This is a genomic window from Ureibacillus aquaedulcis (genome assembly GCF_030418165.1).
GTDB lineage: Bacteria > Bacillota > Bacilli > Bacillales_A > Planococcaceae > Ureibacillus > Ureibacillus aquaedulcis.
In genome coordinates, this window is record NZ_JAUHTQ010000014.1 from 50,506 (window position 1) to 62,962 (window position 12,457).

The window sequence follows — 12,457 nt, forward strand, 5'->3', positions numbered from 1 at the left end:
ATTCATAGCAAAACTACAAATAGGAATTGTTCTTTAGTTTACAATATTGTGTTCATAGAGATAATCGTAGGTAATATCTACAAATAGATATTCGTGGTCTTTTAATGCCATTGAGAAAGTGCGAGTCAACTCACCCGTCTCGATATCGCTATAGATACTCGATAAATTTCCTTTTTCGGTATTGCGAATTTTTATGATGTTAAAAAGGAAATACGGTCTCCAACTCCAGTTCTTGCCGACCGCACACTCTTCCACATTCCATTTCCCATTATGCCGAACAATATTGGGGGAAATTTGGAATCCTTCATCATTACAAATATAGAAACGGAAGGCATATTGCTCTAGTTGATTGGCTAATTGCAGGAGTTTTTCAACATTTTTGCCATCCGGCTTGGTAACTTCCACAATCGACGTAATCTTTTTCCCAAGGTTCTTCATTTCTTCGAATTTACTTTCAAGCAATCTTTTCTCGGCAGAAATAAATTGCTTACATTCATTTCGAAAACGATCCTTTAACGTATCTTTTGGAATGAAATCAGTTGCTGGTTTTTGCAGGTATATCCCTTTAAAAAATCTTGCCCCGCTTTTCCATGCGTGATGCAACTGATAATCGGTTTGTATATTATCGAACATTAAAGCTGCCCCAATTTTTACTGCCAATGACTGTATCGTTGTAAACACATGGTTTTGAGCTCCCCATGCATTGTAGTTTAACTGGCTTACATTAATTTTCAGTGTAGCTGGTTCGAACATTAAAATTTGGTCAAGATTGCTCTCGGAGCCTATCTGATCCAAAGCAATCTTGACCCCGTAGGTTTTAATATAACGAATCGGATGCTGCAGCTGTTCAATCTCCCCTTGGAACTTATGCTCCGGTATCACAAGATAGATATAAGTTAATAATTCTTCACCCAATGTATCTTTTAATAATTGGAAGTATCGATCACCAAAGTCCTCCATTAACAAATTAGGGTTACATGGAAGATACAATCTAACATGATTTTGGGAAATTTCATCTTTTGCTAACCCTATTGCTTTTTTGACAAGTGCATGCTCAACATCGGTACGAATATCTACAGGTATTGTGTCATCATATGTAAAATTTAGTACATTAAACGTTTCCCCATTGTTTTTAATCTGGCCAATTACTTCATAGGCAACGATAACATGTTCATCTGCACTATAAATCGGCTCGAATAAAATATTGATTTCATCTAACTTATCTAGAAAATCAAGCACATCCATCCACAAAACCCCCATGACTTACTACTTTTCATAACCCCATTATACACCAATTCATATGTTCGAAAAGATTCGATAACCCCAACATTTCGAAAATGTCGTATAAAGTCATTATATTCCTGTAGAGATTATTTCAATACCCACTTCGTACTTTAGCAATTTAAATGCACCCTATTATTTGTACTTAGCGTACAAAAAAGCCATTCCAATAAAGGAATGGCTTTTCTTATATAAAGTACACAGTGATAGGTGTAATATATAACGATTTTATTTGCTTAATGTTGCATTAGCTTGTTCGATTGTTCCATTATTTTTTGAATCAATCGACGTTGCCTTGCTATCTGGACTTGTTGACCGTTTTAGGAACAATGATAAGATTAATGCCACAATTGTAATGCCTGTTGCTATTAAGAATGAGTACTGAATTCCGTCCAGCAATGCTTGTTGTGTAATTTGGGCTTTCATTGCTGCCATTTGTTCTTGTGACATTGGACTAGTTATATTCGCTTGTGCTTGTGCAGCAAAATCCTCACCAGTAGCAGTTGTTCTTTTATTCATGATTGCTACTAATAATGCTGTACCAATTGACCCGGCAACTTGTTGAATCGTATTATTGGAAGCTGTACCATGCGGGTTTAAACGAGCTGGTAAAGAGTTTAAACCATTTGTCATAATTGGCATCATGACCATGGAGATACCCAACATACGAATTGTGTAAATCATAATAATGTATAGGTAAGTAGAATCCATATCTAACTCGTGCAAGAAATATGTTGAAATTGCTGTAATTGTTAAACCAGTGATAGCTAAAAGTTTCGGCCCCACTTTATCAAATAGACGACCTGTAATTGGTGACATAATCGCCATTACAAGGGCACCAGGCAACATCATTAACCCGGATTCGAATGGTTCAATTCCGCGTACATTTTGTACATAAGCAGGTGTTAAAATCATACCGCCCATCATTGCCATGGAAAGTACGGCACTTATGATAGCTGACAGTGCATATAATGGTGACTTGAAAATTTCCATACTTAAAATTGGTGTATCTATTTTAAGTTGACGCAGAACAAATAGTGTAACTCCAATTACCCCAACAATAATTGTTGTTAGTACGATTGGATCTGTCCAGCCATCGTTTCCGGCGTTACTAAATCCATAAAGTATTCCACCGAAACCAATTGTTGAAAGTACCAGTGAGAAGTAATCCAGTGTAACTTTTTTATTTGGAAGTACATTTTCTAATTTCCAAATACTAAATAATAAACTTAAAACCGCAATTGGGATAATCATTTCAAAAAGAACTCGCCACTCATAATGCTCTACAATCCAACCAGATAGAGTTGGACCAATTGCTGGAGCTGCAATCATTACTAACCCGAACATCCCCATCGCTGCTCCACGCTTTTCTACAGGGAAGCTAATCAACATAACGTTCATAAGAATCGGGGCCATTACCGAAGAACCAACTGCCTGAATCATACGACCTGCAAGCAATACAGGAAAACTTGGTGCAATTGCGGCCACTATTGTACCTACAACGAAGATGGACATTGCAAAAATAAATAATGGTCTTGTCTTAAAACGGGTAATTAAAAATGCAGAAGCAGGAATCAATACCCCACTCACCAACATATATCCTGTTGCTAACCATTGAACAGTTGAATAGGTCACGCCTAAATCTGTCATAATGGTTGGAAGTGCTACATTTAGTAAAGTATTATTCAAAAACGCAACAAAAGCGCCCACGAATAGAACTGCTATCATTAAATAAGGGGGCTTTTCAAGTGTTTGAAAGTTATTGTTCATATTTATATTTTCACTCTCTCTCTTTTTCATTTCATGCCTCGAAATATATTCTATACCGTTAGTCTATTTTTTTCAACAAAAAAATATTTATTGTTTAAAATGTTGAAATGAAAGTGTTTTCAAATTATACTTGCGGTATAATATTCTTAATAAAAGGGATAGTTAGGTGAGGTTATGAATAAAAGGAAAAGACAAATTATACAGGCTGCACGACAACTTTTTTTAGATAAAGGCTATAATGATACATCTATTATTGACATTATTTCTTCAGCTAATGTATCCAAAGGTACTTTTTATAATCACTTTACTTCAAAGACGCAATGTCTAATTGCCATCCTAGATGAAACTAGAGAAGAAATTATAAGTACCCGGTTAGAAGTAGCGTTAAATACGAACCCGAATGATATAAATGTACTGCTTAAACAAATGGCGTTAATAGCATATGTCCATCGCAAGAGAAACTTAATGCAAATATTTGAGGCTGTATCAGGGGACAAAGATCCCGAATTAAAACAAGTACTGGAAAAGCACCTGATAAATGAAATTGAATGGCTTGCTTCTAGATTGGTTGATATTTATGGAGAAGAGATTCGTAAATTTTCATATGAATGTGCTGTCCAAGCCATTGCGATGATGCAAAACACTTTTCGTGTTATTGCCATGGTCACTAAACAATTGGCTACACCAGAGGATGTTGTAAAAAATGTTTTAAACCATGTTGAAGGAATCCTGATTCATTTAAAGAAGACGAATAGCATTTTAATTACTTCAGAATTATTTCAAGCACTTCACCAAAAAGCGGAGGAAACACAAATTACGAAAAGTATTTTGCTTCAACAGCTGCACGGTTTTACAGAAAAACTAACTGCTGACGACCCGGAAAGCGGAGTCGAATATGCAAAGTACCTGCTAAATGAACTGCAAACAAAAGATGAAAAAACTTATATTTTAGAAGCTGTACTACCTGCCTTTAAAAATGCTTTCAAGGACACTTCCCATGAAGCAGAGGCAAATGAGATATCCGTTTCACTATGGAGATATCTGCAAATCAAGAATGAAGAAAAGAATAATAATTCTCTTATATAACTAACAATTTAGATTCAAATAACTCCCTAGATTTAAAAACCCTATAACTTCTACGAAAAGAGAAGTTCACCATGGAAATACTCCCATTTGGAGCACTCGTGTAAGCATGAACTAGCTGCACGCGTGCTTTTTTTCTTACTTGTTCATCCGTTGGCTCCATCAACTAAACTCATTAATTTATACGTTACTGGATACTGACATGTAATTTATTTTCACCGATAAAATTCTATCTATAAAGTCTATTTAAAATCGGACGATATAGCTTTTAATGAATTGTTTTTAAAATACATCCGAGGTGAAACAAATGAAAAGTATTAAGCATAAATTACTGCTGATAAATTTGATAATTATATTATTAATACTTATATTAAGCAGCATTACTTACTTATCAATACATAATTCGAATAACAAAGTTCATGACATCCTGGAAGAGGAAATGCCCCTGCTGATAGCAGATGAAAAGTTAGCATTCAATATCGCCCAGCGTATTGCTCTAGCTCGTGGTTACTTACTCTACCCCGAAGATCAATCCTTCAAAGAGTCATTCATGGAGTATACGGAAATGAGTATCTCTCTTCAGGAGCAGATATTGAATAACGGAGCATCAGAAGAGGCAAAAACCCTCATCCAAAAAAGTATTGAGTGGAGAAAAATTGTTGCCGATGAAGTATTTGTTGAATTAGAAAAAGGAAATTCGGAAGAAGCTATACAAATAATGAAAGAAAAGGCACAGCCACTTGGAAGAGAAATCATGGCTGGATTTGAAGAACTTTCTACTAATAGAGAAAATCTCATTATTGATGACGGGGATGAAGTACTTCAAGCACTTGGTACAGTCAATGCTACAGTACTGATTATTTCAGCAATTGTTACTATAACTGCAATCCTATTATCCCTATGGAGTGCTCGATCTATTGCTAATCCAATAAAGACTGTCATGAAACGTATGCATCAAATTGCTTCAGGGGATTTGAAATTTACCGACTTGGAGACAAGATCCAAAGACGAGACAGCTCAGTTGATGGATGCTACAAATAGCATGGGTACCCAATTAAGAGAGATTATGCAAGAGCTCTCAAAAGCAAGTGATATTGTGACGAACCAAAGTAAATCGCTTGCTGTTTCATCAAACGAAGTGAGGGAAGGCAGTTACCAAATTGCCATGACTATGGAAGAACTAGCTTCAGGTGCGCAAGATCAGGCCCAAGATTCTGCAACACTTGCAGATGCTGTAACGGAGTTTATTCAGCGCATGATCCAAACCAACCAGTCTGGAAAGGAAGTCAGGGAAATAACAGAAGAAGTGAAAACATCTACAGATTCAGGTAATCAGTTGATGCTTCAATCAGAACAAAAAATGGTTGAAATTGAGGGAATAATCGAACATTCCGTTGACCGGGTGAAAGGATTAAACGATAAAGTCAATAATATTACTACCTTGATCAATGTGATTACAGGAATTGCAGAACAAACTAACTTACTAGCCTTGAATGCTGCCATTGAAGCAGCGAGAGCCGGAGAACATGGTAAAGGGTTTGCTGTTGTCGCTGATGAGGTGAGAAAATTAGCTGAGGAAGTTAAGCACAGTGTATTGGATATTACGTCCATTATTTCCGAAGTACAACATGAGGCAGTCAATGTAAGTAGTTCCTTAACATCCGGCTTTGAAGCTGTCCAAAGCGGAACACATCAAATTAAAGAAACTTCCCAAACATTTACTACAATTTCTTCACTAATAGATCGCATGGCAAATGGAGTAGCAATCATATCGAAAGACTTGGAAGAATTGTCTGCCAGAGGCGAGGAAATGAACGTTGCAATTTCAAGCATAGCGAGTGTATCAGAAGAAGCTGCGGCAGGCATTGAAGAAACGACTGCTTCCACGGAAGAAACATCCAGTTTAATGGAACAAATACTGGAAAGTGCAGAACAATTGGCAAGACAATCCGAACAATTAAATAAAATTACCGGCCAATTTAAAATATAGGACCTGACACACAAAAGAGGATGATCTATTAAAGAACATCCTCTTTTCTCCCTTATTATCCAAGATTATACTAACAATCCACCGTTTTTCAGATATTTATCGATACCCTCTGCGGCACGGTAGGATAGTGCCCCCAAAGTACCTGTCGGATTATAACCAGAGTTATGCGGGAATGCACTTGCACCAGGAACGAATACATTTTCGAAATCCCACATTTGCATATAGTTATTAACAGCACTTGTTTCCCGATCGGCCCCCATAATGACGCCACCTGTGTTGTGTGTCGATTGGTAAGGAACAATATCGTATGTTGGTTGATCTCTTGTTGTATAAGTTTCAGTTGCCCCCATCTCTTTTACGATTTTCTCTGTTTGGTCCCCGATAAATTTCGCCATTTCACGATCATGTTCCTCATAATCAAACGTCATGCGAAGTAGAGGATTCCCATACGCATCTTTATACGTTGGATCCAGGTCGAGATAGTGATACCTGTGAGGCATGATGGCACCTTGAGCATCGAGAGCAATTTGACGGCTGGAATATTTGATGGATTCTTGTTTAAACTGTTTGCCCCAGTTTTTAGTTTCTTCTTTAGTAGGGTTAAATCCGATAGGTGCTTTTCCTGTTTGCAATAATGCAATGTTGCCGCCATGGATAAAGTTCAAGTTCGTATGGTCAAAGTTATCTCCGTTAAAATCATCAATACACATTCCTAACGAACCCGCACCAGCGTATAGATTAAATTGTTTATCATCGAATAATCCAATAGTTTCTCCACAGTTATTTTGGTAGGCATAGTTCTTGCCAATTACACCCTTACCTGTTTTTGAATCATAAGGAGTTCCCATGTTTGATAATAAAAGCAAGCGCGTGTTGTTTAGCACGAAACTTGTCACCCCTACTACTTCGGCAGGTTGAATGAATTCTTCTCCTGTTTGGGTATCTATGAAACGAACGCCAGTTGCTTTATTGCCTTGGTGCAGAATTTCCACAACATTTGAATGCGTACGCAAATCAAAATTCCCTGTTTTTTCTGCTACTGGAACCACCGTTACAACTGGATCCGCTTTCGCTCCATATTCACAGCCAAATCGCGAGCAAAAGCCACAGTATTGACATGCTGCACGACTAATACCGTCCGGATTGGTATAAGTTTCGGAAAGATTGGCTGAAGGTACCGAAAATGGGTGCAAGCCCAAATTGGTTGTCGCCTCTTTAAATAATTTCAAGACAGGCGAAACTTTCATCGGCCCTGTTGGATAAGGGTTCGATCTAGCTCCACCAAGTGGATTTTCTTCTCCGGAAATACCGGCCATTTTTTCAAATGCATCGTAGTACGGTTCTAGTTCATCATAAGTAATTCCCCAGTCCTGAATTGTATAGATCGGATCAATTTTGTTTTTGCCATACTTCTCTTCAGTCAACGTTTTTATTTGGAAATCGTAAGGCAAGTATCTAAAATTTTGTCCACTCCAGTGACTTCCAGAACCTCCTACACCCTCCCCGATTACAAAAGAGCCATGTTGACGCATTGGTAGAGCACGCATTTTCTCGTTATTTCTAAAGGTTATCGTTTCTCTTGACAAGTCCTGCATCATTTCATGGCGTTTTGAGTAGCGCAATTCATCATGTACCATTAAATAATCATCGAGTTTTCTACCTTTTCCTCGTTCAAGACCAACAACTTTGTATCCTTTTTTGGATAGTTCAGCCGCCAAAATACCGCCTGTCCACCCTACACCTATTAATACAACATCTGTTTTCGGTAATGTAGTTACCATCGTATCTCTCCAATCAATTTCATCTCTATATCAATCGAGTTCGTTTTAATATCTTGATCACGGTCGAGTGTGTTTATTATAAAATTAGTGATTATGCTGCGATGATAAAGATTTTGGCTCTATCTCTTCATATTCATCTTGGTCAATAAGGTTGAAGTAGCTCATTTGATGTCCCGGGAAGTTTCTCATCTTCCAACCTTCCATGTTTGCATTTCCGCCATATAGTGGATCTGCATAGACCCCTTCAATTGTTGTTGAACGCAGTAAACTAAAGAAAAAGTCTGAGGATACACCTTTCATTTCAACGTTTCCATCATCAAAATCAGTTAGAACTTGATCCTGCTGTTCTTCCGTCAGTTCGATAAAAGATTTATCGAAGGTTGCTATACTATGACTTTCAATTGCCTCCAAGCCTATTGCAAAAATCTCCTGCCTGTTTAATCTGCCTTGATATCCCTGTGTTTTTTCTCCTGGATAGTAAGGACCAGAAGTATATTCCTTGGCCCCTATGCCCCATCCGCTTGCTAATTGATGATCTATAAAATAAGCAACCAGTAATTCCTGCGCACCTGGTCCAAGTTCATCTGCTGGGAAGATTCTTTCTACCGCAGCATTTGCTATATCAAATTGATCTGGTGTGAAGAACATTAAAGCTCGATTGGCATTGTCAGTTGCAGGTGCCGCTGCTTGTTGTTCTTCTTTAACGGTAGTTGTTTGAGTCGCTGTATCTTTCCCGAACAAGCTTCCAAGAGCACCACCGACAACAAGTCCCCCAACAGTTAACCCCGAGTTTTTAAGGAATTGACGCCTTGATGAACGCTTTTCTGGTGTTGGCTCTTTTTTACCGTTTTTATCTTGTTCTGACATAATGAAACCTCCCGATAATAATGTTATGTTGGTGATAAAATTTAATGGCAAATTTGGATAATACTATATATCCTCTATTACCAAACCTTTATTTTTGAAGTATAGTCATTAATTAGTAATAGAAAATTAAGATACATAAGAATACGTCCATTTCAGTAATTTATATACATTGTTTCAAAAAATTATTTCACTAATAATTTCAAAAAAAACCGATCTCCATTGAGACCGGTTTTTAAACATTATTATCTATTATCAGCTGCACTGTCAGTTTCTTCACTTTCAGTCGTGTCTTGTTCATTATTATTTCCTTGATCAAAGACACCATCGCCTTCTTCTACATAAGGTTCTTCATTAGTATTGCCGTCATTGTTATTTCCATTATTTCCATTATTGCCAGTAGTGTCGTTATCGCCGTTGGTTCCATTAGCACCGTTAGTGCCGTTAGTACCAGTGTTCCCATTATTCTGTTGGGCATCGGAAGGTTCATTCTCTAATTGTGTATCCGTGTTTGAATCCTCAAGATCTTCTTTTTGCATATCCCCAAGCTCTTCTTCAATAACATCCGTTGTTTCGTTTATATTATCGCTGGTTTCATTATCTATAGCACCCTCTGAATTACATCCAACCAAAAGAAATGCAAGCAGCAATATGGTTGATAAATAATATAATTTGCTCACTGATAAAACCTCCAATAAATTATTATGAGTTTAGATTGTGAGGTTTCAGGAAGATTATACAAACAATTTGCTTACTCCGAATTTTCATGTTGATTTTAGCAAAGGAAAGTTAATCCAATAATCCTTCCATGCGATTATTTATGTTCATTAAGGGTAGATAGATTAGTAGTAAATAACTTACTTGTAAAAGAAAAAATTACTGGTAAGTCAATAATTTTTTATTCCAAATAAAAGTTTAAAATTCATAAAGCATTATCAAGAGGAGTATGGGATTATGCAAAAGTTTTTATTAACCTTATTTGTGTTAACTATGTGGTTTTTCTTTCCTGCAAATTCTATTGAAGCTAACACGGAGACATATACTATTTCACCAGATAGCGAAACATATAACAGGAATTTCATGAATCAATCAAGTTACAATAAGTATTCGAAACATTATTTTTTAATTCGTTCCTATCTTGAGCAGCTTGAAGAATCAGGAGGCGGGACACTCGTATTGGAAAAGGGAACTTATACGGTTTCAAACGTATTGTTCGTCCCTTCAGATGTAACGATTAAACTTGAAGATGGGGCAAAAATTGTAAATGGAGATGAAACGGGTACTAAAAATGATGCTAATAAATCCATTTTCCAATTTATCCGTCCTTCTCTCGCGAAAAAAGAACATGTCCATGGCAAATATGAAGGCGAGAAAAACATCTCCATCATTGGCACCGGGACAGCAACGATTGACTTGAATTTTGAAAAGGATGGGATTGGTATTATTGCCGGCCATAATAAAAACATCAGAATCGAAAATATAAATTTTATTAATATGTATTCCGGCCATTTCATTGAGGTTGATGCAACAGAAAATGCTATTATCTCCAATAATAAATTCAAGAATTCAAAACCTTCCCCGACCTTAATAAAAGAAGCGATTAATATCGATACTCCCGACAAGCTGACGAATGGCTGGAGCTCTAAATGGAGCAAGTTCGATAAAACACCCAACCACAATGTAACAATAGAAAACAATGTTTTCTACGATCTGGACCGTGCAATCGGCACCCATAAATATTCTGGCGGGAAATATCACGACCACATCATAATCAGAAATAATAAAATAGAGAAAATGCGTGAGGATGCAATTCGTGTATTGAACTGGAGTAATGCTACTATAGAAAATAATCTATTTAAAAATGTTGCTCCCGGTAAATACAACGCGAACAGCGGTATACTGGCAAGTGGTGCCATCAACCCGACTTTCCGCAATAATATTTTTGAAGATATACCACGTGCAATGCAATTCGTCGCTTGGAAAAACAGTGATTCAGGTTCTGAATATGATGTAACGTACAATGAATTAAGCGAAGAAAATAAAAAAGCACTTACCACAAATGGCATTTTTCATTATGTTGAGGATTTCATCCGCATCAATCCTCATTCTATGCTAGTTGATAAAGGAGAAACCGAATTCATACCCGTGCAAACAACATATTCCAGTTTTATCAAAAGAGGACTCTAATTATTCAAAGATTAGCCTTAAACAAAAACAGCCTTGCAAAAATAGCAAGGCTGTTATAATAAATTACATTTGATGCTCTACTTTAACACGTTTAACAAACAATGAAATGATGAAACCAACAATCGCCATAATAATGCCGAAAATGAATGCATCCTGAACTCCTGCCGTAAATGCAAGCAAAGGATTTAGCGGATTGGCTGGGTCTTCCGGCGTGAATGATTCTAGACCTGAAGACATGATAGAGATGGCAACAGCTGTCCCGATAGCTCCGGCAACCTGCTGCAACGTATTCATGATGGCCGTCCCATCAGGGTACAGCTCACGCGGCAGTTGATTCAGACCGTTTGTCTGTGCAGGCATCATGATCATGGAGACCCCGATCATTGTAATGATATGCAAAGCAATAACAAAAGCGGAAGTCGTCTCGATTGTTATCGTAGAGAATCCAAACATTGCTCCAAGCAAGATGACAATTCCAATTCTAACGAGCCATTTTGGGCCGTACTTGTCAAACAATCCACCCATAACCGGGGATAATATCCCATTGATGATCCCACCTGGCAAAAGTAGAAGCCCGGCAGCAAACGTAGTAAGTGCTAGTGAAGTTTGTAAGTAAAGCGGTAAAAGAATCATCGTTGACAACAATACCATCATACAAACAAGAACTAATAAAAGACCAACTGTAAACATTGGATACTTGAATGCTCTTAAATTCAGCATAGGCTGCCGCATTTTCGTTTGTCGAATTGAAAACAATATTAAGGAAACCACACCGACGATAATGGCGATAATTACAGTTGGATTTCCCCAGCCGCCCCCTTCTCCCGCACTGCTGAATCCGAATACGATTCCTCCAAATCCAAGTGTAGATAATAGAATAGAAAGAAAATCGATTTTTGGCTTTGTTGGTGTTGCAACATTTTGCATAAAGAATGAACCGAAAATAAGGGCTCCGATTAATAGCGGTAGTGAAACCCAGAAAATCCAGTGCCAAGTTAGATTATTAATAATAATACCTGAAATAGTCGGACCGACAGCCGGTGCAAACATAATAACAAGTCCTATAATACCCATAATGCGACCGCGTTTATGAGGCGGGATAATCAATAGTATTGTATTAAACATTAATGGCAGTAATAAGGCTGTTCCGACTGCCTGCACAATACGCGCAATCATCAATACCGAAAAAGTCGGCGCAATACCTGCTATTAACGTACCTATAATAGAAGCAATAAGTGATGTAATGAATAGCTGCCTTGTAGTAAACCATTGCATGATGAGTCCTGAAACAGGTACAAGAATACCTAATGTAAGAAGATAGCCCGTGGTTAACCACTGTGCCGTTGTTTCATGTATACCAAAATCCTTTATAAGATTTGTTAATGCCATATTTAGGGCTGTTTCGCTAAACAGGCCTATAAATCCAGCAACAACAAATGAAATGATGATTGGAACAACACGTAACTCACCAATATTAATTTCTACCGATTTCATTTGCTGT

General features: G+C 37.4%; 9 protein-coding genes. 3 read left to right on the top strand and 6 right to left on the bottom strand.

What is annotated here, in order from left to right; genetic code table 11:
• Positions 1-33 precede the first annotated feature (33 nt).
• Positions 34-1,245 carry an EAL-associated domain-containing protein gene (locus QYB95_RS15495; protein WP_301139277.1) on the bottom strand — a complete coding sequence of 404 codons (1,212 nt, stop codon included), beginning with the start codon at positions 1,243-1,245 and terminating at the stop codon, positions 34-36.
• Between the two features lie 264 nt (positions 1,246-1,509).
• A complete protein-coding gene (locus QYB95_RS15500; protein ID WP_301139278.1) occupies positions 1,510-3,081 on the bottom strand; it encodes a DHA2 family efflux MFS transporter permease subunit in 1,572 nt (523 codons plus the stop codon).
• Between the two features lie 144 nt (positions 3,082-3,225).
• Between QYB95_RS15500 and QYB95_RS15505 the strand changes: the two genes are divergently transcribed.
• Positions 3,226-4,137: a TetR/AcrR family transcriptional regulator gene (locus QYB95_RS15505; protein WP_301139279.1), complete on the top strand. Its 912-nt coding sequence runs from the start codon at positions 3,226-3,228 to the stop codon at positions 4,135-4,137.
• Positions 4,138-4,441: 304 nt separating this feature from the next.
• On the top strand, positions 4,442-6,124 hold the full coding sequence (locus QYB95_RS15510) for a methyl-accepting chemotaxis protein (protein WP_301139280.1): 1,683 nt from the start codon (positions 4,442-4,444) through the stop codon (positions 6,122-6,124).
• 65 nt (positions 6,125-6,189) lie between these two features.
• Here QYB95_RS15510 and QYB95_RS15515 read toward each other — a convergent pair whose 3' ends face one another.
• The 3 genes from QYB95_RS15515 to QYB95_RS15525 all read right to left on the bottom strand — a co-directional run bounded on the left by QYB95_RS15515 (position 6,190) and on the right by QYB95_RS15525 (position 9,449).
• Positions 6,190-7,905, bottom strand: coding sequence for a GMC family oxidoreductase (locus QYB95_RS15515; protein WP_301139281.1), 1,716 nt, complete (start codon positions 7,903-7,905; stop codon positions 6,190-6,192).
• A gap of 84 nt (positions 7,906-7,989) precedes the next feature.
• Entirely contained in the window at positions 7,990-8,772 is a 783-nt protein-coding gene (locus QYB95_RS15520; protein ID WP_301139282.1) for a gluconate 2-dehydrogenase subunit 3 family protein, read from the bottom strand.
• Positions 8,773-9,014: 242 nt separating this feature from the next.
• Complete coding sequence (locus QYB95_RS15525; protein WP_301139283.1) at positions 9,015-9,449, bottom strand: hypothetical protein; 435 nt, start codon at positions 9,447-9,449, stop codon at positions 9,015-9,017.
• 274 nt (positions 9,450-9,723) lie between these two features.
• On the opposite strand from QYB95_RS15525, the gene QYB95_RS15530 reads away from it, so the two are divergent.
• Positions 9,724-10,956, top strand: coding sequence for a right-handed parallel beta-helix repeat-containing protein (locus QYB95_RS15530; RefSeq protein ID WP_301139284.1), 1,233 nt, complete (start codon positions 9,724-9,726; stop codon positions 10,954-10,956).
• A 63-nt stretch (positions 10,957-11,019) separates the two neighbouring features.
• Here QYB95_RS15530 and QYB95_RS15535 read toward each other — a convergent pair whose 3' ends face one another.
• Entirely contained in the window at positions 11,020-12,450 is a 1,431-nt protein-coding gene (locus tag QYB95_RS15535; RefSeq protein ID WP_425609213.1) for a DHA2 family efflux MFS transporter permease subunit, read from the bottom strand.
• Positions 12,451-12,457: the final 7 nt, after the last annotated feature.